The organism is Rodentibacter caecimuris (assembly GCF_001019715.1).
Classification (GTDB): domain Bacteria; phylum Pseudomonadota; class Gammaproteobacteria; order Enterobacterales; family Pasteurellaceae; genus Rodentibacter; species Rodentibacter caecimuris.
In genome coordinates this window covers 818,457-844,371 of the sequence record NZ_BBXJ01000001.1, presented here as the reverse complement: position 1 = coordinate 844,371, position 25,915 = coordinate 818,457, and the positions used below count along the sequence as shown (strand labels likewise).

Annotated in this window: 21 protein-coding genes, 2 tRNA genes and 3 rRNA genes; 20 read left to right on the top strand and 6 right to left on the bottom strand. The window is 41.9% G+C overall.

What is annotated here, in order from left to right; genetic code table 11:
• Window positions 1-89: 89 nt before the first annotated feature.
• The 7 genes from tig to rplA all read left to right on the top strand — a co-directional run bounded on the left by tig (window position 90) and on the right by rplA (window position 5,820).
• Window positions 90-1,388 (top strand): trigger factor, encoded by a 1,299-nt coding sequence (gene tig, locus PNEUHYL_RS04050; RefSeq protein ID WP_059365978.1) that lies wholly within the window; start codon window positions 90-92, stop codon window positions 1,386-1,388.
• A gap of 118 nt (window positions 1,389-1,506) precedes the next feature.
• Window positions 1,507-2,088, top strand: coding sequence for an ATP-dependent Clp endopeptidase proteolytic subunit ClpP (gene clpP, locus PNEUHYL_RS04045; RefSeq protein WP_059365977.1), 582 nt, complete (start codon window positions 1,507-1,509; stop codon window positions 2,086-2,088).
• Window positions 2,089-2,097: 9 nt separating this feature from the next.
• Complete coding sequence (gene clpX / locus PNEUHYL_RS04040; RefSeq protein ID WP_059365976.1) at window positions 2,098-3,348, top strand: ATP-dependent protease ATP-binding subunit ClpX; 1,251 nt, start codon at window positions 2,098-2,100, stop codon at window positions 3,346-3,348.
• 142 nt (window positions 3,349-3,490) lie between these two features.
• A complete protein-coding gene (gene secE, locus PNEUHYL_RS04035; protein WP_059365975.1) occupies window positions 3,491-3,904 on the top strand; it encodes a preprotein translocase subunit SecE in 414 nt (137 codons plus the stop codon).
• Between the two features lies 1 nt (window position 3,905).
• Window positions 3,906-4,463, top strand: a complete 558-nt coding sequence (gene nusG, locus PNEUHYL_RS04030) for a transcription termination/antitermination protein NusG (protein WP_059365974.1) — start codon at window positions 3,906-3,908, stop codon at window positions 4,461-4,463.
• A 234-nt stretch (window positions 4,464-4,697) separates the two neighbouring features.
• Window positions 4,698-5,126 (top strand): 50S ribosomal protein L11, encoded by a 429-nt coding sequence (rplK, locus tag PNEUHYL_RS04025; RefSeq protein WP_007241834.1) that lies wholly within the window; start codon window positions 4,698-4,700, stop codon window positions 5,124-5,126.
• 4 nt (window positions 5,127-5,130) lie between these two features.
• On the top strand, window positions 5,131-5,820 hold the full coding sequence (rplA, locus tag PNEUHYL_RS04020) for a 50S ribosomal protein L1 (protein ID WP_059365973.1): 690 nt from the start codon (window positions 5,131-5,133) through the stop codon (window positions 5,818-5,820).
• A gap of 234 nt (window positions 5,821-6,054) precedes the next feature.
• Here rplA and PNEUHYL_RS04015 read toward each other — a convergent pair whose 3' ends face one another.
• Genes PNEUHYL_RS04015 through metN form a run of 3 tightly spaced genes read right to left on the bottom strand, consistent with a single transcriptional unit; the run spans window position 6,055 to window position 8,634 of the window.
• A complete protein-coding gene (locus tag PNEUHYL_RS04015; protein WP_059365972.1) occupies window positions 6,055-6,882 on the bottom strand; it encodes a MetQ/NlpA family lipoprotein in 828 nt (275 codons plus the stop codon).
• A 35-nt stretch (window positions 6,883-6,917) separates the two neighbouring features.
• A complete protein-coding gene (locus PNEUHYL_RS04010; RefSeq protein WP_059365971.1) occupies window positions 6,918-7,607 on the bottom strand; it encodes a methionine ABC transporter permease in 690 nt (229 codons plus the stop codon).
• A complete protein-coding gene (metN, locus tag PNEUHYL_RS04005) occupies window positions 7,597-8,634 on the bottom strand; it encodes a methionine ABC transporter ATP-binding protein MetN (protein ID WP_059365970.1) in 1,038 nt (345 codons plus the stop codon). The genes PNEUHYL_RS04010 and metN overlap by 11 nt, the downstream gene beginning before the upstream one ends.
• A 173-nt stretch (window positions 8,635-8,807) precedes the next feature.
• Between metN and gmhB the strand changes: the two genes are divergently transcribed.
• The 9 genes from gmhB (at window position 8,808) to hemN (ending at window position 17,556) form a co-directional block, all read left to right on the top strand.
• On the top strand, window positions 8,808-9,362 hold the full coding sequence (gene gmhB / locus PNEUHYL_RS04000; RefSeq protein ID WP_059365969.1) for a D-glycero-beta-D-manno-heptose 1,7-bisphosphate 7-phosphatase: 555 nt from the start codon (window positions 8,808-8,810) through the stop codon (window positions 9,360-9,362).
• 335 nt (window positions 9,363-9,697) lie between these two features.
• Window positions 9,698-11,233: ribosomal RNA gene (locus PNEUHYL_RS03995) — 16S ribosomal RNA — on the top strand.
• A gap of 81 nt (window positions 11,234-11,314) precedes the next feature.
• A tRNA-Ile gene (locus PNEUHYL_RS03990) sits at window positions 11,315-11,391 on the top strand.
• Between the two features lie 50 nt (window positions 11,392-11,441).
• Window positions 11,442-11,517: transfer RNA gene (locus PNEUHYL_RS03985), tRNA-Ala, on the top strand.
• Window positions 11,518-11,786: 269 nt separating this feature from the next.
• Window positions 11,787-14,684 (top strand): 23S ribosomal RNA (locus tag PNEUHYL_RS03980).
• A gap of 173 nt (window positions 14,685-14,857) precedes the next feature.
• A 5S ribosomal RNA gene (gene rrf / locus PNEUHYL_RS03975) occupies window positions 14,858-14,973 on the top strand.
• Together the 16S, 23S and 5S rRNA genes with 2 tRNA genes alongside form the textbook arrangement of a ribosomal RNA operon.
• A gap of 208 nt (window positions 14,974-15,181) precedes the next feature.
• A complete protein-coding gene (yihI, locus tag PNEUHYL_RS03970) occupies window positions 15,182-15,739 on the top strand; it encodes a Der GTPase-activating protein YihI (RefSeq protein WP_059365968.1) in 558 nt (185 codons plus the stop codon).
• A gap of 3 nt (window positions 15,740-15,742) precedes the next feature.
• The gene (locus tag PNEUHYL_RS03965; RefSeq protein WP_059365967.1) at window positions 15,743-16,189 is read left to right on the top strand and encodes a DUF2489 domain-containing protein; all 447 of its coding nucleotides are present in this window, start codon (window positions 15,743-15,745) and stop codon (window positions 16,187-16,189) included.
• Window positions 16,189-17,556, top strand: a complete 1,368-nt coding sequence (hemN, locus tag PNEUHYL_RS03960) for an oxygen-independent coproporphyrinogen III oxidase (RefSeq protein WP_059365966.1) — start codon at window positions 16,189-16,191, stop codon at window positions 17,554-17,556. The genes PNEUHYL_RS03965 and hemN overlap by 1 nt, the downstream gene beginning before the upstream one ends.
• Window positions 17,557-17,590: 34 nt before the next feature.
• Here hemN and PNEUHYL_RS03955 read toward each other — a convergent pair whose 3' ends face one another.
• On the bottom strand, window positions 17,591-18,499 hold the full coding sequence (locus PNEUHYL_RS03955; RefSeq protein ID WP_059365965.1) for a LysR family transcriptional regulator: 909 nt from the start codon (window positions 18,497-18,499) through the stop codon (window positions 17,591-17,593).
• A gap of 182 nt (window positions 18,500-18,681) precedes the next feature.
• Here PNEUHYL_RS03955 and PNEUHYL_RS03950 point away from each other — a divergent pair, with 182 nt between their 5' ends.
• Together PNEUHYL_RS03950 and PNEUHYL_RS03945 are read left to right on the top strand one after the other, a co-directional pair.
• A complete protein-coding gene (locus tag PNEUHYL_RS03950; RefSeq protein ID WP_059365964.1) occupies window positions 18,682-19,812 on the top strand; it encodes an alpha/beta hydrolase in 1,131 nt (376 codons plus the stop codon).
• Between the two features lie 61 nt (window positions 19,813-19,873).
• A complete protein-coding gene (locus PNEUHYL_RS03945; RefSeq protein WP_239690331.1) occupies window positions 19,874-20,275 on the top strand; it encodes a cyclophilin-like fold protein in 402 nt (133 codons plus the stop codon).
• 285 nt (window positions 20,276-20,560) lie between these two features.
• Here the strand turns inward: PNEUHYL_RS03945 and cysK are convergent, their stop codons facing one another.
• Both cysK and cysZ read right to left on the bottom strand, forming a co-directional pair.
• Complete coding sequence (gene cysK, locus PNEUHYL_RS03940; RefSeq protein ID WP_059365963.1) at window positions 20,561-21,508, bottom strand: cysteine synthase A; 948 nt, start codon at window positions 21,506-21,508, stop codon at window positions 20,561-20,563.
• 131 nt (window positions 21,509-21,639) lie between these two features.
• On the bottom strand, window positions 21,640-22,488 hold the full coding sequence (cysZ, locus tag PNEUHYL_RS03935; RefSeq protein ID WP_059365962.1) for a sulfate transporter CysZ: 849 nt from the start codon (window positions 22,486-22,488) through the stop codon (window positions 21,640-21,642).
• A gap of 148 nt (window positions 22,489-22,636) precedes the next feature.
• Between cysZ and zipA the strand changes: the two genes are divergently transcribed.
• Window positions 22,637-23,590, top strand: a complete 954-nt coding sequence (gene zipA, locus PNEUHYL_RS03930; protein WP_059365961.1) for a cell division protein ZipA — start codon at window positions 22,637-22,639, stop codon at window positions 23,588-23,590.
• A 103-nt stretch (window positions 23,591-23,693) separates the two neighbouring features.
• Window positions 23,694-25,703 (top strand): NAD-dependent DNA ligase LigA, encoded by a 2,010-nt coding sequence (gene ligA / locus PNEUHYL_RS03925; RefSeq protein ID WP_059365960.1) that lies wholly within the window; start codon window positions 23,694-23,696, stop codon window positions 25,701-25,703.
• Window positions 25,704-25,915 lie beyond the last annotated feature (212 nt).

Genomic DNA, 25,915 nt, shown 5'->3' with positions numbered 1-25,915 from the left:
TCGTTATAATTCCGCAGTTTTTTCATTATTATTTTTAACAACGTGTTCGGTGTGAGTTTTACCGAGTGCAACATTAATTGAGGTTACAAATGTCATTAAATATTGAAACAACCCAAGGTTTAGAGCGCCGTGTGGCTATCACCGTTCCTGCGGAAACTGTTGAAAAGGCAACCCGTGAAGAATTTAAACGTACGGCAAAAAATGTGCGTGTAGACGGATTCCGTAAAGGTAAAGTTCCTGCACACATTATTGAACAACGTTTTGGCGCATCAATTCGTCAAGATGTATTAAACGATTTATTACCTCGTCATTTTTTTGATGCGGTGATCGCAGAAAAAATTAACATTGCAGGTCGTCCGACATTTGCAATCGAAACCTTTGAACAAGGCAAAGATTTAGTCTTTAACGCCACTTTTGAAGTCTATCCGGAAGTGCAGTTACAAGGTTTGGAAAATATCAAAGTTGAAAAACCAACAGTTGAAATTACGGATGCAGACATTGATAAAATGATTGATGTGTTGCGTAAACAACAAGCGACTTGGGCTGAGAGCCAAGATGTCGCAAAAGCTGACGATCGTGTCACGATTGACTTCGTAGGCTCTATCGATGGCGAAGAATTTGAGGGCGGAAAAGCCTCTGATTTTGTCTTATTTATGGGGCAAGGCCGTATGATCCCGGGTTTTGAAGACGGTATCGTAGGTCATAAAGCCGGTGAGCAATTTGATATTGATGTGACTTTCCCTGCGGAGTACCACGCAGAGAATTTGAAAGGTAAAGCGGCAAAATTTGCAATTACTTTGAAAAAAGTTGAAAACATGGTATTACCTGAATTAACCGATGAATTTGTGACTAAATTCGGTCCTAATACCAAAACCGTTGAAGATTTGCGTGCAGAAATCCGTAAAAATATGGCTCGTGAATTGAAAAATGCATTAGTTTCTCGTGTTAAACAACAGGTTATTAACGGTTTAATCGAACAAAACCCAATTGATGTTCCGGCTTCTGCAGTTGAAGAAGAAATCAATGTACTGCGTAATCAAGCAGCACAACGTTTTGGCGGTAATGCCCAACAAACTGCACAATTACCGCGTGAGTTGTTTGAAGCAGAGGCGAAACGCCGTGTTCAAGTCGGTTTATTATTCTCAGAAGTGATCAAATCAAACGAATTGAAAGCGGATGAAGCACGTGCGAAAGCAATGATCGAAGATATTGCTTCAGCATACGAGCAACCGGCGGAAGTCGTTGAATATTACAGCAAAAATGAAGAATTAATGAGTAATATTCGTAATGTCGTGTTAGAAGAACAAGCGGTTGATGCGGTTCTTGCCAAAGCACAAGTGACGGAAAAAGTTTCTTCATTTGATGAAGTAATGAATCCACAAGCATAATTATTTTTGATTAAAAAGTGCGGTCGTTATTTATAGTGAATTTCGACCGCATTTTTGTTTTAACTGAAAATCGAGTAAAATACTGCCCGATTTTTATATGATTTAGGTAGGAGCGAAAATGAGCGTAATTCCTATGGTCGTAGAACAAACCTCACGAGGTGAACGTTCTTACGATATTTATTCCCGTCTATTAAAAGAACGTGTGATTTTCCTAAGCGGTGAAGTCGAAGACCGTATGGCAAACCTGATTGTGGCACAACTACTTTTTTTAGAATCAGAAGATCCGACGAAAGACATTAATATTTATATTAATTCTCCGGGTGGTTCAGTCACTGCAGGTATGGCAATTTACGATACGATGCAATTTATCAAACCGGATATACGAACGCTCTGTATTGGACAGGCATGCTCTATGGGAGCATTCTTATTGGCAGGTGGTACGGCGGGTAAACGTGCGGCACTGCCGAATGCACGTATTATGATTCACCAACCGTTGGGCGGATTCCGTGGTCAAGCGTCGGATATTCAGATTCATGCGCAAGAAATTTTGAAAATCAAGCACACCTTAAATGAACGTTTAGCCTTTCATACAGGGCAAAGTATTGAGCGTATTGAGCAAGATACCGATCGCGATAACTTTATGTCTGCAGAAGAAGCAAAAAATTATGGGTTAGTGGATAGCGTGTTGATTAAGCGTTAAGGATGTAAGATGACAACTGAGAATAAAGAGCTGCATTGTTCTTTTTGTGGTAAAGAAAAAAGTGAAGTCGATAAATTGATTGCCGGAGCAGAGGGCTATATTTGCAATGAATGTATCGAACTTTGTCATTCAATGCTGGAAGAGAATCACGAAGATAATAATGAAGAAACGGCTGAAAGTGCGGTTGAAAATGAAGCTAAATTGCCGACACCCCATGAAATCCGAGCGAATTTAGATGATTATGTAATTGGTCAAGACTATGCGAAAAAAGTGCTTTCGGTGGCTGTGTATAATCACTATAAACGCTTACGTACCAATCATGAAAGTAATGAAGTTGAATTAGGTAAAAGTAATATTTTGCTGATTGGCCCGACAGGAAGCGGTAAAACATTGCTTGCACAAACTTTGGCTCGCCGTTTGAATGTTCCTTTTGCGATAGCGGATGCAACGACATTGACTGAGGCTGGCTATGTGGGCGAGGATGTTGAAAATGTATTGCAAAAACTTCTGCAAAATTGTGACTACGATACAGACAAAGCAGAGCAAGGCATTATTTACATTGATGAAATTGATAAGATTAGCCGCAAGTCAGAGGGAGCCTCTATTACTCGTGATGTTTCTGGTGAAGGCGTACAACAGGCATTATTGAAATTGATTGAAGGCACAATTGCTTCAGTACCGCCACAAGGGGGGCGTAAGCATCCTCAACAAGAAATGCTGAAAGTAGATACGTCAAAAATATTGTTTATTTGCGGTGGTGCATTTGCCGGTTTGGATAAAATTATCGGTAAACGCACCCAAACGAATACCGGCATCGGTTTTGATGCTCAAGTGGAAAAAGATGGTGAAGATCAATCTTTATCCGAATTATTCCGTCAGGTAGAGCCGGATGATCTGATGAAATTTGGATTAATTCCGGAATTCATTGGTCGTTTACCGATGATTGCACCGTTAAGTGAATTGGATGAAGAAGCACTGGTGCAAATTCTTACCCAACCTAAAAATGCTTTAATAAAACAATATCAAACATTATTCGGGTTAGAAAACGTAGTGCTAGAGTTTACGCCGGAGGGGTTGAAAGCTATGGCGAAGAAAGCCCTTGAGCGTAAAACCGGAGCTCGTGGTTTGCGTTCAATTGTTGAGGCGGTACTCCTTGATACTATGTATGATTTACCATCCATTGAAAATCTGGAAAAAGTGATTGTGGATGAATCAACGATTGTTGATAACGAAGCACCTAAGTTGATTTATCGCGCTTAGCGTTTGTTTACATAAAAGTGCGGTTGATTTTTTGATTGTTTTCTAGGTTACTCATTTTTCAATAGGAAACAGGCAAAGAAAGTGCTACAATCGCACGTTCTTAAATTTATTCTTATTTCTCCCTTTTTAAACGGATTCAATTATGGCAACTGAAATTGTTGATAAAAAGAAAAAAACAGAAGAGCCGATAGAAGGTAAATCAAAAGGCTTAAATACACTCCTTTGGATATTAGTTGTAGTTTTCTTCTCTGTCGCTGCCATTGGCAATGCTTATTTCCAAAAAGATTATTCGACACCTGTTCGCGTGATTGGTGTAGCGGTTATCCTTGTATTGGCTTTTGTTTTTGCTGCAATTACTAATCAAGGAACAAAGGCACGTAATTTCTTTAAAGAATCAAGAAATGAAGCACGTAAAGTTGTATGGCCGACTCGTTCGGAAACTCGTCAGACTACCTTGATTGTGATAGGGGTGACGATTATTGCTTCATTATTTTTCTGGGCGATAGATTCTATTATCGTATCAATCATTAACTTTTTAACCGATTTGAGATTCTAAAATGACCGAAGAAATAACAGTATCAAAAAAACGTTGGTATGTTTTACAAGCGTTTTCTGGGTTTGAAAGCCGTGTCGCATTAACTTTGCGTGAATATATTAAACAGCATCAAATGGAAGATCAGTTTGGTGAGGTTTTGGTGCCTACGGAAGAAGTCGTCGAAAATGTAGCGGGTAAACGTCGTAAAAGTGAACGTAAATTTTTCCCCGGCTATGTGCTTGTAGAAATGGAAATGAATGATGACACTTGGCACTTAGTGAAGAGTGTACCTCGAGTAATGGGCTTTATTGGCGGAACGCCGGATAAGCCAGCTCCGATTTCTAAACGTGAAGCAGATACCATTTTAAATCGTTTGGAGCAAAGTTCGGAGAAACCGCGCCACCGTAATGAATATCATCCTGGTGAAGAAGTCCGTGTAACGGAAGGGCCGTTTGCCGACTTTAACGGTACAGTGGAAGAAGTTGATTATGAAAAAGGTCGCTTGAAAGTATCCGTTTCTATTTTTGGCCGTGCGACACCGGTTGAGCTTGAATTCAGTCAAGTGGAAAAAGCTTATTAGTGATAGAAATTATCTGAATAAATAACCGCATTTAGAATATAAAACGCGGTTATTTTTTTAGCATCTTTTTCTATGTAAAATGCTTGAAAAACAAGCTTACCTTTTATATAATCCGCAGCCTATTATGAGCCATCTATTGGCTCATATTTTTGTGTGCATATTTTCTTTTAGATATGTGTCGAAGTCATCGGGGAGCTATTTATAGCGTTATTACCCAATTAGAGGAAAACAAAAATGGCAAAAAAAGTCCAAGCCTATGTTAAGTTGCAAGTTGCAGCTGGTATGGCAAACCCATCACCACCGGTTGGTCCTGCATTAGGTCAACAAGGTGTGAACATTATGGAATTCTGTAAAGCGTTCAATGCTCGTACTGAGAGCTTAGAAAAAGGTTTACCTATTCCGGTTGTGATCACTGTATATGCAGACCGTTCTTTCACCTTTATTACTAAAACTCCGCCGGCAGCTGTATTATTGAAAAAAGCAGCAGGTATCAAATCTGGTTCTGGTAAACCGAATAAAGATAAAGTGGGTAAAGTAACTTTAGATCAAATCCGTCAAATTGCTGAAACTAAAGCAGCAGATATGACTGGTGCGACTATTGAAACCAAAATGAAATCAATCGCTGGTACCGCTCGTTCTATGGGCTTAGTGGTGGAGGAATAATACGATGGCTAAATTGACTAAAAAAATGAAAGCAATCAAAGCTGGCGTAGATTCTACTAAAGCATACGAAATTAACGAAGCAATTGCATTGTTAAAACAATTTGCAACCGCTAAATTTGTTGAAAGCGTTGATGTTGCGGTAAACCTAGGTATTGATCCTCGTAAATCCGATCAAAATGTACGTGGTGCAACCGTATTACCACACGGTACCGGTCGTGAAGTTCGCGTAGCTGTATTCACTCAAGGGGCGAACGCTGATGCTGCAAAAGCTGCGGGTGCTGATTTAGTGGGTATGGAGGATTTAGCAGAGCAAATCAAGAAAGGCGAAATGAACTTTGATGTAGTTATTGCTTCTCCTGATGCTATGCGTGTTGTGGGTCAATTAGGTCAAGTATTAGGGCCGCGTGGTTTAATGCCAAACCCTAAAGTAGGTACTGTGACACCAAACGTTGCTGAAGCCGTAAAAAATGCGAAATCTGGTCAGATCCGTTATCGCAATGATAAAAACGGTATCATTCACACCACTATTGGTAAAGCAAACTTCTCTGAAGAACAATTAAAAGAAAATCTTCAAGCATTGTTGGCTGCATTAACAAAAGCAAAACCAACCACTGCAAAAGGTATTTTCATTAAGAAAGTAAGCATTTCTACCACTATGGGTGCAGGCGTTGCAGTAGATCAAGCATCGCTATAATTGAATTAAAAAACTTAGATAAATTTAACCGCACTTTGTTATGCAAAGTGCGGTTTTTTATATAAAAGTTTAAGGAATTTGATAGCGTATATTCTCTCATCTATTTTTTATAAAGTGATTAATTCTAACCTCTAACCCAAGAAAAATGGGGCAGTCTTTTAGTAGCTAATCCCATTTTATTCAATAAAAAAACCGCAGGTTTTATCTGCGGCTTTCTTTAACGTGCGCTAAAAATTACCAGCCTTTCACGACTCCATCTTTGAAGTGTTTTTTAGCTTCTTGATAGACTTCTTCGGTTTGATAAGCTTTCACGAAATCTTGTACGGCTTTGCTGTCTTTGTTATCTGTGCGTGAAACGATAATGTTTACATAAGGAGAATCTTTATCTTCCACAAACACACCATTATCTTGTGCATTCAAGCCAACCTGACCGGCGTAAGTATTATTTACGACAGCTAAATCAACATCATCTAATGCGCGAGCCGCAATAGAAGTATCTACTTCGGTGATATTCAGGTTTTTTGGATTTTCAACGATATCCAATACTGTTGATAATAGATTATTGGCATCTTTAAGTTTAATTAAGCCTTGTTTTTCAAGCAAAATTAATGCACGTCCACGGTTACTTGGATCGTTTGGTACGACTACCTTCGCACCTTCTTGTAGATCATTTAGATTCTTAATCTTTTTAGAATAACCCGCTAACGGATAAACAAAGGTATTGCCTACAATTACCAGATTATTTAAGTTTTTGGCTTTTGCATCTTGATCTAGATAAGGTTTATGTTGCATTGCATTTGCATCTAAATCACCGGTGGAAACCGCAGTATTCGGTAACGCATAGTCATTAAATTCTACAAACTGTACATCTAATCCGTATTTTTCTTTTGCTACTTTTGCTGCAATTTCTGCTACTTGATGTTCCGGACCTGACATTACCCCAACTTTGATTTTAAGCGGTGCAGTAGTTACCGACGTTTCGGTTTTTTTATCATCCTTACATCCTGTTAGAACAAGGGCGGATGCGATGGCTGTGATAGCGAATAAATTTTTTAATTTCATAAGGTTTCCTCTTTTGGTTAGTAGTAAGTTGTGTTTTAGCGATGATCAACTTTCTTCGCCAACGTATCACCGAGTTTTTGGCTAATCATGACGAAAAGAACGATAATAATAGTAGCAACCCAGGTAATATAAGGCATATTGCGATATACACCATAGTTGATAGCCAGACTTCCAAGCCCGCCACCACCTTGTGTTCCCGCCATGGCTGAATAACCTACCAAGGTAACGAGCGTAAGTGTGATACCGTTAATCAGAGTCGGTAAGGCTTCCGGTAAGTAAAATTTACGGACAATTTGCCATTTGGTCGCACCCATTGCTTGGGCAGCTTCAGTTAACCCATTCGGAATTTCCATTAGAGCATTGGCGGTTAAACGTGCGACAAAAGGCATTGCACAGATACTTAATGGAATAATTGCTGCGGTGGTGCCAAGTACAGTGCCGACAATAAAGCGTGTTACAGGCAGTAAAATCAAAAGTAAAATGATAAATGGAATAGAGCGCCCAATGTTAATGATGGTATTCAAAATAAAGTGGGTACGTTTATTTTGTAAAATTTCATTTTTACCGGTCAAGAAGGTCCATACACCTATGGGTAAACCTATGATAACTGCCAATAAAGTAGAAACAAAACTAATATAGACGGTTTCATAAGTTGCTGTTGCGACAACACCCCACATTTGTGGTGTGAGCTGTTGGGTAAATGTTGTCCAGAAATCATTGAACATAACCGAGAACCTCCACACGTACGTTGTTTTCCATTAAATAAATTTTGGTTTGTGTAATAGCATCTTCATCACCTTCTACTTCAGCAATGGTATAACCAAATTTCACACCGCCGGCATAATCAATTTGAGATGTTAAAATACTCAGCTCCACACCAAATTTTTTTGATGCTTGTGAAAGTAACGGTGCATCGACGGAACGTCCGGTAAACTCAAATTTAATAATCGGATAGGCTTTACTGTGTTTAGGAGTATCGGTGAGATTTTCCAAATACTCATCAGGTAAACTGATATGAAAGGTTGAACGGATAAAGTTTTGTGCCAATTCGGTTTTCGGGTTAGAAAAAATTTCACCCACCGAGCCTTGTTCTACCAGCTGTCCTTTATCAATGACTGCTACCTGATCACAGATTTGCTTTACGACTTCCATCTCATGTGTGATGAGTAAAATTGTGATACCTAAAGTGCGGTTGATTTCTTTAAGTAATTTTAGAATAGATTGCGTAGTTGCCGGATCTAAGGCACTCGTAGCTTCATCACATAATAGTATTTTGGGATCACTTGCTAAAGCACGAGCGATGGCAACACGTTGTTTTTGACCACCGGAAAGATTGCTAGGATAAGCATCGCGTTTTTCACTCAACCCCACAAGAGCCAAAAGTGCGGTGATTTTTTCTTGAATTTTTGCTTTTGATGTTCCTTCTAATTCTAATGGCAGAGCAACATTTTCAAATACTGTGCGTGAATTGAGCAAATTAAAGTGTTGGAAAATCATCCCAATATGACGGCGTGCACGAACCAATTCTCGCTCAGAAAGTTGGGTCAGTTCCACTCCATCTACCATCACGGAACCGCTACTTGGTTTTTCCAATAAATTTACACAGCGAATTAGCGTACTTTTTCCTGCTCCGGATGCACCAATTACCCCACAAATCTGTCCTTTTTCAACATTAAGCGAGACATTATCAAGTGCGGTCAGTTTTTTGCCCGATAACTCAAAAATTTTCGTAATATTACTTAGCTTAATCATATAAGCCCTTGTTCTTTTGCTATTTTCAAATCTATTTTCAGTATTCTAGACGTCTAGATTGCCGTGTCAATACATAGGGGAATCTTTTTTAGATGAATTGGTTATAGCTTATATTTGCTAATTGATAGAATTAAAGGGATAATTTTAAATATTGAACTAACATAGAGTAAAAGATGAACAAAGCTATTTTTTTGGATCGTGATGGCACATTAAATATTGATTATGGTTACGTGCACGAAATTGATAATTTCAAATTTATAGATGGAGCAATCGGAGCATTACGGGAATTAAAAGCGATGGGCTATCTATTAATTTTAGTCACAAATCAATCGGGAATTGCGCGCGGTTATTTTTCTGAAGAGCAGTTTTTGCAGCTGACAGAATGGTTTGATTGGTCGTTAGCAGAACAGGGTGTAGATTTCGATGGTATCTATTATTGCCCTCATCACCCGGAAGGAAAAGGCGAATATAAAGCAGATTGCAATTGTCGTAAGCCAAAATCGGGAATGTTATTGCAGGCAATAAAAGAGTTAAAAATCGATCCGGCAAAATCGGTAATGGTTGGGGATAAAGTCGATGATCTAAAAGCGGGAATTGGCGCAAATGTGAGAATGAATGTGCTGGTTCGCACTGGAAAAGCAGTGACAGAGGAAGGCGAACAGCTGGCTGATTATGTATTGGATTCGGTGACGGATTTACCAAATATTTTAAAACGCGCAATAAAATAACAGAAAAGAACGAAATTTTAACCATTTTGTATGAACTTCAAGCGAAAGATCATTTTTTCAAATTTTTTGCAAAAAAGTGCTTGCATTGATTTTGAATTTCCCTATAATGCGCACCACACAACGACGCGCTGTTGTGAAGTAAGAAGATTTGCCGGTGCGTCGTTATTTTTTGCTCTTTAACAACGAATCAGACAATCTGTGTGGGCACTTGTTAATAGACTTGTTAAAATATTTTTAATTTTGAAGTCTTAATAGGTGCTTAAACTAGAAATTCATTATTACTTTTATAGTAGTGTTTATTAATAGCTAAGCAGTTTATTGAGCGATTGAACTTTGAATTGAAGAGTTTGATCATGGCTCAGATTGAACGCTGGCGGCAGGCTTAACACATGCAAGTCGAACGGTAGCAGGAAGGAAGCTTGCTTTCTTTGCTGACGAGTGGCGGACGGGTGAGTAATGCTTGGGAATCTGGCTTATGGAGGGGGATAACTGCGGGAAACTGCAGCTAATACCGCGTAAAGTCTTTGGACTAAAGGGGGCGTTTGCTCTTGCCATAAGATGAGCCCAAGTGGGATTAGGTAGTTGGTGGGGTAATGGCTCACCAAGCCGTCGATCTCTAGCTGGTCTGAGAGGATGACCAGCCACACCGGGACTGAGACACGGCCCGGACTCCTACGGGAGGCAGCAGTGGGGAATATTGCGCAATGGGGGGAACCCTGACGCAGCCATGCCGCGTGAATGAAGAAGGCCTTCGGGTTGTAAAGTTCTTTCGGTGATGAGGAAGGCAGTTTGGTTAATAGCCAAGCTGATTGACGTTAGTCACAGAAGAAGCACCGGCTAACTCCGTGCCAGCAGCCGCGGTAATACGGAGGGTGCGAGCGTTAATCGGAATAACTGGGCGTAAAGGGCACGCAGGCGGATTTTTAAGTGAGGTGTGAAAGCCCTGGGCTTAACCTGGGAATTGCATTTCAGACTGGGAATCTAGAGTACTTTAGGGAGGGGTAGAATTCCACGTGTAGCGGTGAAATGCGTAGAGATGTGGAGGAATACCGAAGGCGAAGGCAGCCCCTTGGGAATGTACTGACGCTCATGTGCGAAAGCGTGGGGAGCAAACAGGATTAGATACCCTGGTAGTCCACGCTGTAAACGCTGTCGATTTGGGGGTTGGGGTTTAACTCTGACGCCCGTAGCTAACGTGATAAATCGACCGCCTGGGGAGTACGGCCGCAAGGTTAAAACTCAAATGAATTGACGGGGGCCCGCACAAGCGGTGGAGCATGTGGTTTAATTCGATGCAACGCGAAGAACCTTACCTACTCTTGACATCCAGAGAATCCTGTAGAGATACGGGAGTGCCTTCGGGAGCTTTGAGACAGGTGCTGCATGGCTGTCGTCAGCTCGTGTTGTGAAATGTTGGGTTAAGTCCCGCAACGAGCGCAACCCTTATCCTTTGTTGCCAGCGATACGGTCGGGAACTCAAAGGAGACTGCCGGTGATAAACCGGAGGAAGGTGGGGATGACGTCAAGTCATCATGGCCCTTACGAGTAGGGCTACACACGTGCTACAATGGCGTATACAGAGGGAGGCGAAGCAGCGATGTGGAGCGAATCTCACAAAGTACGTCTAAGTCCGGATTGGAGTCTGCAACTCGACTCCATGAAGTCGGAATCGCTAGTAATCGCGAATCAGAATGTCGCGGTGAATACGTTCCCGGGCCTTGTACACACCGCCCGTCACACCATGGGAGTGGGTTGTACCAGAAGTAGATAGCTTAACCGCGAGGGGGGCGTTTACCACGGTATGATTCATGACTGGGGTGAAGTCGTAACAAGGTAACCGTAGGGGAACCTGCGGTTGGATCACCTCCTTACCGAACGAGCTATAGTAAGTGTCCACACAGATTGGCTGAGAGTTGTAGACAAGATAGAGAGCGGAAATCAACATTGTCCTTGGGTCTGTAGCTCAGGTGGTTAGAGCGCACCCCTGATAAGGGTGAGGTCGGTGGTTCAAGTCCACTCAGACCCACCACTCTAAGAGTGAGTGAAGTAAGGGCAAGTATCTGCAAATTAATGATAACTGGGGATATAGCTCAGCTGGGAGAGCGCCTGCCTTGCACGCAGGAGGTCAGCGGTTCGATCCCGCTTATCTCCACCACTTATCATCGTTAAGTAAATGTTGCATTGATAGAAAATGGTATTGCGTTTACTTAACGATGATAACTGAAAAGTTTTATCTTCTGTTCTTTAAAAAATTGGAAACAAGCTGAAAACTGAAGAGACTTTTAAGTTCCAAAAGGAATAGAGGAAGTCTGAGTAGAAAAATCTTGACTGGAGAAAGGCAGTCAAGTGTTTAGTTGAATTAAAGATTCGCTTCAAGATGTAGGCCTGACTGAGTAGGCAGGCTGAAAACATTTGAGGTTGTATAGTTAAGTGACTAAGCGTACAAGGTGGATGCCTTGGCAATCAGAGGCGATGAAGGACGTGCTAATCTGCGAAAAGCTTGGATGAGTTGATAAGAAGCGTTTAATCCAAGATATCCGAATGGGGAAACCCGATGGATGAAGAATCCATCATTTCATTATGAATTCATAGTAATGAAAAGCAAACCGGGAGAACTGAAACATCTAAGTACCCCGAGGAAAAGAAATCAACCGAGATTCCGTGAGTAGCGGCGAGCGAAGGCGGAAGAGCCGGTAAGTGATAGTGAGCGTGTTAGGAGAATGAGTTGGGAAGCTCAACCGTAGGGGGTGATAGTCCCGTATCTTAAAACATGTTGATGGTACTAAGCTTACGATAAGTAGGGCGGGACACGTGATATCCTGTCTGAAGATGGGGGGACCATCCTCCAAGGCTAAATACTCCTGATTGACCGATAGTGAACCAGTACTGTGAAGGAAAGGCGAAAAGAACCCCGGCGAGGGGAGTGAAATAGAACCTGAAACCTTGTACGTACAAGCAGTGGGAGCCTGAAAGGGTGACTGCGTACCTTTTGTATAATGGGTCAGCGACTTATATTTTGTAGCAAGGTTAACCGAATAGGGAAGCCGAAGGGAAACCGAGTCTTAACTGGGCGATTAGTTGCAAGGTATAGACCCGAAACCCGGTGATCTAGCCATGGGCAGGTTGAAGGTTGGGTAACACTAACTGGAGGACCGAACCGACTAATGTTGAAAAATTAGCGGATGACTTGTGGCTGGGGGTGAAAGGCCAATCAAACCGGGAGATAGCTGGTTCTCCCCGAAATCTATTTAGGTAGAGCCTTGAGCGGACACCTTCGGGGGTAGAGCACTGTTTCGGCTAGGGGGCCATCCCGGCTTACCAACCCGATGCAAACTGCGAATACCGAAGAGTGATACTCAGGAGACACACGGCGGGTGCTAACGTCCGTCGTGGAGAGGGAAACAACCCAGACCGCCAGCTAAGGTCCCAAAGTGTATGTTAAGTGGGAAACGAAGTGGGAAGGCTTAGACAGCTAGGATGTTGGCTTAGAAGCAGCCACCATTTAAAGAAAGCGTAATAGCTCACTAGTCGAGTCGGCCTGCGCGGAAGATGTAACGGGGCTCAAACATAGCACCGAAGCTGCGGCATCAGGATTAATCCTGTTGGGTAGGGGAGCGTTGTGTAAGCGGATGAAGGTGTATCGGGAGGTATGCTGGACGTATCACAAGTGCGAATGCTGACATAAGTAACGATAAAACGGGTGAAAAACCCGTTCGCCGGAAGACCAAGGTTTCCTGTCCAACGTTAATCGGGGCAGGGTGAGTCGGCCCCTAAGGCGAGGCTGAAAAGCGTAGTCGATGGGAAACGGGTTAATATTCCCGTACTTGGTAAAGCTGCGATGTGGGGACGGAGCAGGTTAGGTTAGCGTGCTGTTGGATATGCACGTTTAAGTTGGTAGGTGGGGTGCTTAGGCAAATCCGGGCGCTTATTAACACCGAGAAATGATGACGAGGCCTCAAGGGGCTGAAGTAACTGATACCACACTTCCAGGAAAAGCCACTAAGCTTCAGGCTTTATTAAACCGTACTGAAAACCGACACAGGTGGTCAGGTAGAGAATACTCAGGCGCTTGAGAGAACTCGGGTGAAGGAACTAGGCAAAATAGCACCGTAACTTCGGGAGAAGGTGCGCCGGCGTAGCTTGTAGCCCCTAGCGGGTGAAGGGTGAACCGGTCGAAGATACCAGCTGGCTGCAACTGTTTATTAAAAACACAGCACTCTGCAAACACGAAAGTGGACGTATAGGGTGTGATGCCTGCCCGGTGCTGGAAGGTTAATTGATGGTGTAATCGAAAGAGAAGCTCCTGATCGAAGCCCCAGTAAACGGCGGCCGTAACTATAACGGTCCTAAGGTAGCGAAATTCCTTGTCGGGTAAGTTCCGACCTGCACGAATGGCATAATGATGGCCAGGCTGTCTCCACCCGAGACTCAGTGAAATTGAAATCGCCGTGAAGATGCGGTGTACCCGCGGCTAGACGGAAAGACCCCGTGAACCTTTACTATAGCTTGACACTGAACATTGAATTTTGATGTGTAGGATAGGTGGGAGCCTTTGAAGCGGTCACGCCAGTGATTGTGGAGGCGTCCTTGAAATACCACCCTTTAACGTTTGGTGTTCTAACGAAGATTGCGGAACGCGGTCTCGGACAGTGTCTGGTGGGTAGTTTGACTGGGGCGGTCTCCTCCCAAAGAGTAACGGAGGAGCACGAAGGTTTGCTAATGACGGTCGGACATCGTCAGGTTAGTGCAATGGTATAAGCAAGCTTAACTGCGAGACGGACAAGTCGAGCAGGTACGAAAGTAGGTCATAGTGATCCGGTGGTTCTGAATGGAAGGGCCATCGCTCAACGGATAAAAGGTACTCCGGGGATAACAGGCTGATACCGCCCAAGAGTTCATATCGACGGCGGTGTTTGGCACCTCGATGTCGGCTCATCACATCCTGGGGCTGAAGTAGGTCCCAAGGGTATGGCTGTTCGCCATTTAAAGTGGTACGCGAGCTGGGTTTAGAACGTCGTGAGACAGTTCGGTCCCTATCTGCCGTGGGCGTAGGAGAATTGAGGGGGGCTGCTCCTAGTACGAGAGGACCGGAGTGGACGCACCACTGGTGTTTCGGTTGTGTCGCCAGACGCATTGCCGAGTAGCTAAGTGCGGAAGAGATAAGTGCTGAAAGCATCTAAGCACGAAACTTGCCTCAAGATGAGTTCTCCCAGACTTAGAGTCTGTAAGGGTTGTTGGAGACGACGACGTAGATAGGTGGGGTGTGTAAGTGTAGTGATACATTGAGCTAACCCATACTAATTGCCCGAGGGGCTTAACTATACAACGCTCAAGTGTTTTTGGGCGGCTAGTGTGAAGTACAACGAATTAAAGTATACCGTAATCAGTCATCAGCTTGTATCCGATAGAACAGATGAAAAAGATAAAAGAGATAAAACGAGATAAAAAGATAGAACAAGATAAAACTTGAAGAGAAGAAGTTATCGAAGAATTATCCCGGCGGCGAGAGTGCAGTGGTTCCACCTGAATCCATCCCGAACTCAGAAGTGAAATGCTGTAATGCCGATGGTAGTGTGGGGTATCCCCATGTGAGAGTAGGGCACTGCCGGGTTTTATATTATGTCATCCCCTGAATCGAGAGGTTCAGGGGTTTTTGCATTTTGATTTAATTTTATTTAGTTAGTAAAAATACAATTTTGGGATGATTATTTCTATTTATGGCTATTAGACTTATCGTTAAATTAACCTATTTTATTAATGAGAAAAAGTTGCCCAAATGATACAATCCACCAAATTTTATTGAAAGGATAAATATCTTAATGGCTCGAAAGAAGAAAACTCGCCGAATAACTGATGTGATGCCAATACGTAAAGCTGATAAAAAAACTGAAATGCCAAAACGTTCCGGTAAAAAACTTACTCGTTATGAGCTTGATGCAAAAGCCCGTGAGGATAAGAAAAAACGTAAACATAAAGGCTTAGATTCAGGCTCACGCCATAGTATGGTAGAAAATCGCTCAACGAAACCTCTTCAAGAAATCAAAGATCCTAAAATTGGGAGTAAAAAGAAAATACCTTTAGTTGTGGAATTCGTGAATAAACCGGAAAAAGGTCAAATTATTCCTGTGTTAGGCGCCGTGAAAAAACAAGATCCGATGCAAGAGTTGGAGAGTTTGGAAAATAACGAAATTCTTAATGAATTATTGGATATATTGGAAGAAGGTAAAACTATTAGTAAGGCGGATCAACAGTTCGTTGATGAATGTTTGGATCGTATTGCAGAATTAATGGAAGAGCTCGGTATTGAAGACGAAGAAGAAAACGAAGCTGATTTATACCGCACTTTTGAGAAAATAAATATCGAGCAATTTAGATAAAAGATGATTTGGATAATTATTCTAGGCTTACTTGGAATTTTTGTTATTGCAACTCTGTCTTGGTATGCGTTGCGTTTATTGAAGCAGTTGAAACAGCAAAAACAAGTTCTCTTACAAGCTAAAATGGTGAGAGCAACGCGATTAAAAGAAAGTATCGAAATTATTGCAAAAGCAATGAAAAGTAAGGAATGTAACCATTCTGAAGGCGTGATTCGCCTTACGATGTTGTTAATGCCTTTCGGTAAAAACCTGCAGCCTTATCCTAGCATGATGCAACTTTATGAGATCGTGCGGGATATGCCAACGCATGAGGCGAGAAAAACACTTGAAAAGAAAGAAAGGCTGCGTCTTGATCTTAAACGTGAAAGCGCTGAGGCTAAATTTGAGCAGGATATACTGGAAGAATTACAGCAATTACTTGATGATGTGAGAAAATTTGGAGTGCTTTAATGTCCGAGATTATTTGGGATGACAAACTTATACAAAAATACAATCAATCGGGTCCGCGTTATACATCATATCCTACCGCATTAGAGTTTCACGAAAATTATACTAATCAGGATTTTATTCGTGCGGCGGAGCGTTATCCGGATCGTCCCCTGTCCTTATATGTACATATTCCGTTTTGTCATCAGCTTTGCTATTTCTGTGCCTGTAACAAAGTGATTACCCGTCATCAGCATAAAGCGGATATCTATCTTGATTATCTTGAGAAAGAGATAATTGCTCGTGCTCAGTTGTTTAAGCATCGAGTTGTAACCCAAATTCACTGGGGCGGTGGTACGCCAACTTATTTAAGTGAAGCGCAATCGGCACGTTTAATGGAAATGTTAAAAACGCATTTTACAATTGCGGATAATGCAGAAATTTCTATTGAGATGGATCCCCGTAGAATTGAACTTTCAATGCTTGATCATTTACGTGCGATTGGCTTTAACCGAATGAGCATGGGGGTGCAGGATTTTAATAAAGAAGTTCAAAAAGCCGTCAATCGTGAGCAAGATGAAAACTTTATTGCCGCTTTATTAGAACGAGCCCGAGAGCTAGGATTTCAATCAACCAACCTTGACTTGATTTATGGTTTACCGTTGCAAAATGTAGAAAGTTTTATGTTTACTCTGAAAAAGGTGATTGAGTTAAATCCTGATCGTTTGAGTATTTTTAATTATGCCCATTTACCAAGCCGTGTACCCGGGCAAGCAAAAATTAAAGAAGAACAATTGCCGAAGCCGGAAACTAAACTGACTATTTTACAGAAAACAATTGAAACCTTAGGGGATGCCGGTTACCAATTTATTGGTATGGATCACTTTGCAAAGCCTTATGATGAATTGGCTATTGCACAGGAAAAAGGCATATTGCATCGTAATTTCCAAGGCTATACCACACAAGAAGAATGTGATCTACTTGGTTTGGGTGTTTCTTCTATTAGTTTATTAGGGGATACTTACGCGCAAAATGAAAAAGATCTCAAAGCCTATTATGCTCTGGTTGAGGAGAATGCTCATGCCTTACATAAGGGGCTTGCATTAACGAAAGAGGATTGCCTGCGCCGTGATGTAATCAAGCAATTAATTTGTAATTTTAAACTAGACTTTGAACCGATCGAGAGAGAGTATAATATCTGCTTTACAGTGCATTTTGCTGAAGATTTAATGCTGCTCCAGCCTTTAATTGAAGATGAACTCATTAGTCTAACCGAGCAAGGGTTAAAGGTTTCACCTAAAGGTCGTTTGCTCATTCGGAATATTTGTTTATGTTTTGACACTTATTCTCGTGTCGCGGCAAAACGCCAGCAATTCTCAAGAATTATTTAACGCTATATGCCACCGAAAGGTGGCATTCTTTTTTCTATTGCTCTGTAAAAAACTGTCTTAAAATTCTTTCCAATTCTTCAAATACCTTAAGAACCCTTTTAGGGGTAACGGTTTCATAAGGACGATATAAAAACAGTTGCCATTTTTGGATCTTTATTTCTGGAAATAATTGGTGTAATTCGCCTGTTTGTAAATAAGGTTGAGCGATAAAATCACTCACTAAACCGACCGCACTTCCCTGTAGTACGACTTGTAATTTACTGTAAATATTGTTGCTTTGGAAAGCAATACAATGTGGTTTAAGTGTACGTTCGGGAGTAAGTGGAAAATGCCAAGGGCGACCGGTATTCACATTAATCAGTGCAGCAAACGGGAAACTTTGCTCCAGATCTTCGAGTGATTTTGGTTCGCCTAAGCGTTCCAGCAAACTTGGTGCGGCAACTAATACATCGCCAATGTCGGCGATTTTCCGTACAATAAAATTCGGCTCGGATTTTGGCCCGATACGTATGCCAATATCAATGCGATGACTAACCGAATCCAGCTTGCTCATATCATCACGCCAATCGATAATCAAGTTGGGATAAGGCGAAAGTGCGGTCAATAATTTCGCTAAAATTTCATCATTAATTCGCCAGCTTGGTGCAGTAATTCGTACAATACCGTTCATTTCAGCATAGGCTCTCTGTTTGTTTGGTATGAATAGTTTTTCGCTATCTACCAATAATTGTTGTGCCTGTGGTAAAAATTGCTCGCCAAAATCCGTTAAATGCACTTGTCGGGTATTGCATTGGAATAGGGATTCTCCCAAATAATCCTCCAACTCGGCAATCAATCTTGTTACCACCGGTGGCGATATTGCAAGGCGATTGGCTGTTTCTTTAAATTGCAAGGTTTCCGCAAGGGAGCAAAAAACTTTTAGCGTTTCAAAGCGGTTATTCATTTGATTATTCCATTTATAGAAATTGTGAAGTTTATTTTTGCAAATTTACAGGAATAAATCTAATTTTTACAATAAGTGCCATAAACAAAAAGCACAGCAAAGAAAAATTCTTGTAGGATGATTGTTTGTTTTTTTGTGCAGTTTTTCAAATTTATGCATTTAATTTTTTATAGGAAAACAAAATGGTAAAAAAAATCTTAAAAACGACCGCACTTGCGGCAGCACTTTCCGCAACTTTTGTCACTTCAGCGATGGCGGATGTCAATATTACACCGATGAAAGGAGTACAGATTATGCCGTTAGAAAATAAATGGGACAAAACTTTCAAACAATCCGACAAAGTAGCACATCATAAAGTGACCTTTAAAAACCGCTATGGCTTTACCCTTGTCGGTGATTTGTATGTGCCGAAAAATGCAAAAGGTAAACTACCGGCAATTGCAGTGAGCGGGCCGTTTGGTGCAGTGAAAGAGCAAACATCGGGCATTTATGCGCAAACATTGGCGGAGCGCGGTTTTGTTACGCTTGCTTTTGACGGTTCATATACCGGCGAAAGTTCGGGCGAACCACGTAATATTGCCAGCCCTGAGATTGCAACGGAAGATTTTAGTGCGGCAGTGGATTTCTTAGGTTTACAAGATTTTGTTAATCGTGAAGAAATCGGGATTTTAGGTATCTGCGGATGGGGCGGTTTTGCGTTAAATGCGGCACTGTCGGATACCCGTGTCAAAGCCGTCGCAGTCAGTACGATGTATGATATGACAAAAGTAATGGGTGAGGGGTATGAAATTAACTTCACACCAAATGCCAAAGGTACTTATGATAGAACGTCGGCGATTGATACGGACACTCGTTATAAAATGAAAGAGGCGATGAATACCCAACGTTGGGCGGATGCAGAAAAAGGCGAACCTGAACATACGGCGGCAAACGAGCATTTACCTGCGCCGGAAATACATACTGCTGAGACGCCTAAATTTGTGAAAGAATATGCGGATTATTATAAAACCTCGCGCGGTTACCATCCCCGTTCGGTCAATTCAAATACGGGTTGGTCAAAAACAACACCGCTTGCGTTTATCAATATGCCGATTTTACAGCGAGCCGCAGAAATGCGTACGCCGGCGTTAGTGGTTCACGGCGAAAAAGCGCACTCGCGTTATTTTGGCGAAGAAGCGTTTCAATCCCTTGGTTCAAAAAATAAAGAGTTGTACATCGTGCCGGAGGCGACTCACGTTGATTTATACGATAATCAAGCGAACAAAATCCCATTTGATAAATTTGAAACATTCTTCAAAGCAAATTTAAAATAATCACTGAGATGAAATTAAAGTCCGCTCAAAAGAGCGGTCGTTTTTTAGCGAGATTTTGTCAATGAAAGTCTTAATCACTATTTTACTTAGCTTAACCAGTTTATATGTCGGAGCAGAAATGAAAGTAAAAGTCAGCCTTGATAGCGGTGTTTATTCCGCCACTCTAGCCGATAATCCAACCAACCAAAGTTTTTGGCAAAAATTACCCCTTGAATCCAAATTGGATAACTACGCGCATAATGAAAAAGTCGTTTATATGAACGATAAGCTCAGCATTGAAAATGCTCCTGCCGCCTACACTGGCAAAGTGGGGGATATTACCTATTATGCCCCTTGGGGAAATATTGCTATGTTTCTTGATAAGGGACCTTATGCACCGGGTTTAATTTACATGGGGAAATTTGATGGCGATTTGACCGCACTTTCCCGCTCAACGCATATTAAATTTGAACGGGAAGAATGAATCAACAAGATTTTATTAATTGCTGTTGTGCCGCTTATCTGATTCGTTGAGATTTTCGATACACCATTGCGTGAGTCATTGTCGGTATTATGTAGCCGTTGCACAACCTAAATTTTATTTCATAGGTAGAGATACCATGCCGGCATCCGTAAAAAATTAAATGATTTTAAAAGGTTGTATAGCGTCTCTACATTTTCTTTAAATTGTGCATTTGCGACATAATGCCGGTTTTTGTAAAAAGTGCGGTCATTTTTAACCGCACTTTCAACTATTGATAACCGCAAATTACGCTTCAATACCTTCAAACAACGCAGTACTTAGGTAGCGCTCAGAGGCGGAAGGGAGTACGGCGACAATAAGTTTATCTTTAAATTCAGGTAATTTTGCAATGCGATCAGCGGCGGCAACCGCTGCACCGGAGGAAATACCGGCTAAAATGCCTTCCTCTGCCATTAAGCGACGGGCTGTCGCAATAGCTGTCTCGCTGTCCACGGTTTCTACACGATCAACTAATGATAAGTCTAAGTTTTTCGGTATGAAACCTGCACCGATACCTTGGATTTTATGAGGCGCCGGTTTCAATTCTTCTCCGGCTAAAGTTTGGCTAATCACCGGTGATTCGGCCGGTTCTACCACGACAGAAGTAATTGCCTTACCGAAATCTAATTTAATTGCACGTGAAACGCCGGTAATTGTGCCGCCTGTACCAACCCCTGCCACAACGACATCCACTTTACCTTCCGTATCCTGCCAAATTTCCGTGCCGGTTGTTTCTCGGTGAATTTGGGGATTAGCCGGATTTTCAAATTGTTTTAGCATGACATAACGGCTTGGATCGGAAGCCACGATTTCTTCGGCTTTGGCAATCGCCCCTTTCATTCCTTTTGCCCCTTCGGTTAATACAAGATTTACGCCTAATCCGCGTAATAAACGTTTACGTTCCAAACTCATCGTTTCCGGCATGGTGAGGGTGATTTTATAACCCCGTGCGGCTGCCACATAGGCGAGCGCAATACCGGTATTACCGCTGGTGGCATCAACAATTTCTTTGCCTTTGGTGAGAATACCGTCTTTTTCTGCTTGCCACACCATGTTAGCGCCAATACGGCATTTCACACTGAAACTTGGGTTTCGTCCTTCAATTTTTACCACGATATTATCGTGACCAAAGTGCTTTAATCGTACAAGCGGTGTGTTGCCGATAGTGTAAGAGTTGTCTGCATAAATTGTCATATTTATTCCCTTATTTTGAGATTATTAGTAGCCTAGTTATAGCATTGGCGGTTTTATTCAAAAAATAGTTATTTGATCTATTTTATAACCAAACGCTATTTTATAACCAAACGCTATTTTATAACCAAACGCTATTTTATGATTTGATTGTTGTTTGTGCGAATATCAGTACTATCACTGCGAGTCGCGATTTTGATGGAACGGTTGTCACGGCGATAATTAAAATTCATATCAAAGCGTAACCGATCACGATAATTTTCTACCCACATTACCGTTGCACCACATACGGCAACGGGAATAATCACTAAATTCACCACAGGTAAAAAGGTGCAACAAGTCACCAATCCACCGAAAGTGAGGCTTTGTGAGCGTTGCTCGCCTAAAGCGTTTTTCATCACATTGAAAGAGATTTTATGATTGTCGAAAGGATAATCGCAATATTGAATCGCCATCATCCATGCAGTGAATAAAAATGTTAAAACCGGTACGATGGTTTGCCCGACAACAGGGATAAAACTTAATAAGAATAAGCCGATAATTTTGGGTAGGCTATACCATAATTTTTGCCATTCGCGGCGTAGCATACGCGGTATATCTTTCATCACATCTAACCAGTTATCGTCATTAATGCTTTCTCCCGTTAGCATTTTTTCCAATTTCTCCGCCAGTAATCCGTTAAAAGGAGCGGCAATAAAACCGGAAAGTGTGGTGAACATAAAATAAAATAATAACAAAATCATACCGATAGAAAGCACGAGTAAAATAACGCTTAGAAATCCGAGCCAATCCGGTACGAAAGTCATCATCCAATCGATCATTGAGCTAATCTGCGAAACCAGCAGCCAAAGTAAAGCACTCAGTAAAACAATATTGAATAAAATAGGCATAATGACGAAACGGCGCAGCCCTTTTTGGGCAATAAAATGCCATCCCATCACAAAATAATGGAATCCCGATTTGATTTCTTGCGGATTAATCATGCTTTTTTCCTTTTGTTATATTAATAAACTCAAGAAGAGCGGTTAATTCTGACAGCATTTTTGCTGTTAAATTCCCTATGGGTTTTGTTTTTTCACCCTTTAAAATATGGTAGCATTAGCTCAGTTTTATTGCCTGTAAGGAGCAAAAATGGATCTGAATACCATTTTGATTATTTTAGGGGTGGTGGCACTCATTGCCCTTGTTGCACACGGATTATGGTCAAATCACCGTGAGAAATCAAAGTATTTTAAAAACTCGACGACCTTTGATCGCTCTTTTACTCAAGAACAGCAGAGTCGGGAACAACAAGAATTTTCCAGCGCGGTTATTCAAAATACGCCTTCACCGGCGCTTGCTCAAAAGGTACGGCAACCATCCTTTGAAGAGAATCAAGCAACATCACAAGTGGATTATCGCCAAACCGAGCGCACAGTAGATGATATTAAAATTTCTATTCCCAATGTTGAGCCGGCACCTGAACCTGTTTGCGTAGAATACGATATGAAACAGGCGGAAGCTAAGCCGAATCCTGCAACTATGACGCTTGAACAACTGGAAGCGCAAACCAATGAACTTGAAGGGATTAATCCTTCTTCACCTGAATTGCGGGAACAGCTTTCGCAAATGTCATTAGGGGAGTTGGATGGGATAAAATCTACCGTGCATTTTAATGAAGCGCGCACATTGGAGGCAAACACGGAAAAACAAACCTCCGGTTACATTCAACTTTATGTCGTTTCACCACAACATCGTGAATTTCACGGTTTAAGGTTGATACAATCCCTTGAAAATTTAGGCTTTATCTTTGGCGAATACAATATGTATCACCGTCATTTTGATTTAAGCGTGGCAAGCCCAACATTATTCAGTGTGGCAAATTTGCAAGATGACGGCGGTTTTAACCCGTATAACACGGAGTTTAACACCATTGGCTTGGCATTATTTATGAAACTGCCTTCTCCGGGTAGTGATCTTGCCAATCTTAAATTAATGATTCGTGCCGCTAAAACTCTTGCGGAAGATTTAGGCGGTTCGGTGCTTACCGAAGATGAACAAATTTTTGATGATTACCAAGAACAACGTTATCTTTCACGTGTGTAAAACAGATTGATTTTCCACCGCACTTTTAATTTGGGCGAACATTGGGTTCGCCTTTATTGTGTAAAGCATTAGAAAGTGCGGTTATTTTTCACCGAGATTTTTTATGACTGACATTCAAACCCAGATTAACAATTTACGAAAAAAACTGCGTCAATATGAATATGAATATCACGTTTTGGATAATCCAAGCGTGCCGGATAGTGAATACGATCGCCTTTTTCATCAGCTTAAAGCCTTAGAATTGGAACATCCTGAATGGGTTACTGCCGATTCTCCAACTCAGCGGGTCGGAGCAAAACCGCTTTCTGCTTTTCACCAGATTCGCCATGAAATTCCTATGTTGTCTTTGGATAATGCCTTTTCCGATGAAGAATTTTATGCCTTTGTAAAGCGTATTGAAGATCGATTGGGAAAATCAGTTTCACCTTTAACCTTTTGTGCCGAGCCTAAATTGGATGGGCTTGCCGTGAGTATTTTGTATGAGAATGGTGTTCTAACCCAAGCCGCAACCCGTGGAGACGGGACAACGGGTGAGGATATAACCTTGAATATTCGCACCGTTCGTAATATTCCTTTGCAACTCCTTACAGAAAATCCGCCGGCGCGTTTAGAAGTGCGGGGCGAGGTATTTATGCCGCATGAAGGGTTTGAGCGCTTGAACGAATATGCCCTCGAACACGGCGAGAAAACCTTTGCCAATCCGCGTAATGCCGCAGCGGGATCGCTGCGTCAGCTCGATCCAAAGATTACCAGTAAACGTCCGTTGGTATTAAATGCCTATAGTGTCGGTATTGCCGAAGGCGTGGATTTACCAGTCACCCATTATGAACGTTTACAATGGCTGAAATCAATTGGTATTCCGGTAAATCCGGAAATCCGTCTTTGTCATGATGTTGAGGCTGTGTTGGCGTTTTATCACGCTATGCAAAATAAACGTAGCGACCTTGGCTATGATATTGACGGCACCGTATTGAAAATTAATGATATTGCCCTGCAAAACGAACTCGGTTTTATTTCTAAAGCCCCCCGTTGGGCGATTGCTTATAAATTCCCTGCACAAGAAGAATTAACGGTATTAAACGATGTGGAATTCCAAGTGGGGCGCACCGGTGCAATTACACCGGTAGCAAAACTTGAACCGGTATTTGTCGCAGGCGTTACCGTGAGTAATGCCACCTTACACAATGGTGATGAAATTGCCCGTTTGGATATTGCCATTGGCGATACCGTGATTGTTCGCCGTGCCGGTGATGTGATTCCGCAAATTATTGGTGTCTTACGTGAACGCCGCCCTGAAAATGCCAAACCAATTATTTTCCCGACACATTGCCCGGTGTGCAATTCGCAGATTATTCGTATTGAAGGCGAAGCCGTGGCACGCTGCACCGGCGGATTATTTTGTGAAGCACAACGCAAGGAAGCGTTAAAACATTTTGTTTCACGCAAAGCAATGGATATTGACGGCGTAGGCGGTAAATTAATAGAACAATTGGTGGATCGTGAGCTGATTCATACCCCAGCGGATTTATTCAAACTTGATCTTACTACTTTGACACGCTTAGAACGTATGGGGAAAAAATCAGCGGAAAATGCTTTAAACAGCTTAGAAAAAGCTAAACATACAACCCTTGCCCGTTTTATTTTTGCTTTGGGTATTCGTGAAGTGGGCGAAGCTACGGCATTGAATTTAGCCAATCATTTTAAAACGCTTGAGGCGTTGCAAAATGCTGATTTTGAACAGCTCCAACAAGTGTCGGATGTGGGGGAAGTGGTGGCCAATCGTATTTTGGCATTCTGGCGTGAACCGCATAATGTAGAGGTGGTTAACGATCTACTTGCACAAGGGGTACATTGGGACACCGTGGAAATCAAAGAAGTGCAGGATAATCCGTTCAAAGACAAAACAATCGTCCTCACAGGTACGCTCACTCAAATGGGGCGTAATGAAGCCAAAGTGTTACTGCAAGAAATGGGGGCAAAAGTCAGCGGTTCTGTTTCGGCTAAAACGGATTTCGTTATCGCCGGCGAAGCCGCAGGGTCAAAACTCACCAAAGCACAGGAATTGGGCGTGGCAATATTAACAGAAGAAGAATTTCTAGCACAGATTCGTTGATCATCATCAGGGCAAAAATGTGAGTGAGAAACCCGTTATTTCAAACCGCAGTTTATTTGCCCTTTCTGAAAATGTTTGAAAACGAAAAATCACACCGATTTATCCGTTGAAGTGCGGTTAATTTTGTGAATGTTTTAGATTGGTATAAAAAATTTTCTTGACCCTGTACTCACTACGGACTTTACACTTGCGTCAAGTTAATTAATTGGAAA

Bases quoted from the DNA above. Each gene is read 5' to 3' on its own strand.
- tig (WP_059365978.1), top strand. From the start codon at position 90: ATGTCATTAAATATTGAAACAACCCAAGGTTTAGAGCGCCGTGTGGCT.
- clpP (WP_059365977.1), top strand. From the start codon at position 1,507: ATGAGCGTAATTCCTATGGTCGTAGAACAAACCTCACGAGGTGAACGT.
- clpX (WP_059365976.1), top strand. From the start codon at position 2,098: ATGACAACTGAGAATAAAGAGCTGCATTGTTCTTTTTGTGGTAAAGAA.
- secE (WP_059365975.1), top strand. From the start codon at position 3,491: ATGGCAACTGAAATTGTTGATAAAAAGAAAAAAACAGAAGAGCCGATA.
- nusG (WP_059365974.1), top strand. From the start codon at position 3,906: ATGACCGAAGAAATAACAGTATCAAAAAAACGTTGGTATGTTTTACAA.
- rplK (WP_007241834.1), top strand. From the start codon at position 4,698: ATGGCAAAAAAAGTCCAAGCCTATGTTAAGTTGCAAGTTGCAGCTGGT.
- rplA (WP_059365973.1), top strand. From the start codon at position 5,131: ATGGCTAAATTGACTAAAAAAATGAAAGCAATCAAAGCTGGCGTAGAT.
- PNEUHYL_RS04015 (WP_059365972.1), bottom strand. From the start codon at position 6,882: ATGAAATTAAAAAATTTATTCGCTATCACAGCCATCGCATCCGCCCTT.
- PNEUHYL_RS04010 (WP_059365971.1), bottom strand. From the start codon at position 7,607: ATGTTCAATGATTTCTGGACAACATTTACCCAACAGCTCACACCACAA.
- metN (WP_059365970.1), bottom strand. From the start codon at position 8,634: ATGATTAAGCTAAGTAATATTACGAAAATTTTTGAGTTATCGGGCAAA.
- gmhB (WP_059365969.1), top strand. From the start codon at position 8,808: ATGAACAAAGCTATTTTTTTGGATCGTGATGGCACATTAAATATTGAT.
- yihI (WP_059365968.1), top strand. From the start codon at position 15,182: ATGGCTCGAAAGAAGAAAACTCGCCGAATAACTGATGTGATGCCAATA.
- PNEUHYL_RS03965 (WP_059365967.1), top strand. From the start codon at position 15,743: ATGATTTGGATAATTATTCTAGGCTTACTTGGAATTTTTGTTATTGCA.
- hemN (WP_059365966.1), top strand. From the start codon at position 16,189: ATGTCCGAGATTATTTGGGATGACAAACTTATACAAAAATACAATCAA.
- PNEUHYL_RS03955 (WP_059365965.1), bottom strand. From the start codon at position 18,499: ATGAATAACCGCTTTGAAACGCTAAAAGTTTTTTGCTCCCTTGCGGAA.
- PNEUHYL_RS03950 (WP_059365964.1), top strand. From the start codon at position 18,682: ATGGTAAAAAAAATCTTAAAAACGACCGCACTTGCGGCAGCACTTTCC.
- PNEUHYL_RS03945 (WP_239690331.1), top strand. From the start codon at position 19,874: ATGAAAGTCTTAATCACTATTTTACTTAGCTTAACCAGTTTATATGTC.
- cysK (WP_059365963.1), bottom strand. From the start codon at position 21,508: ATGACAATTTATGCAGACAACTCTTACACTATCGGCAACACACCGCTT.
- cysZ (WP_059365962.1), bottom strand. From the start codon at position 22,488: ATGATTAATCCGCAAGAAATCAAATCGGGATTCCATTATTTTGTGATG.
- zipA (WP_059365961.1), top strand. From the start codon at position 22,637: ATGGATCTGAATACCATTTTGATTATTTTAGGGGTGGTGGCACTCATT.
- ligA (WP_059365960.1), top strand. From the start codon at position 23,694: ATGACTGACATTCAAACCCAGATTAACAATTTACGAAAAAAACTGCGT.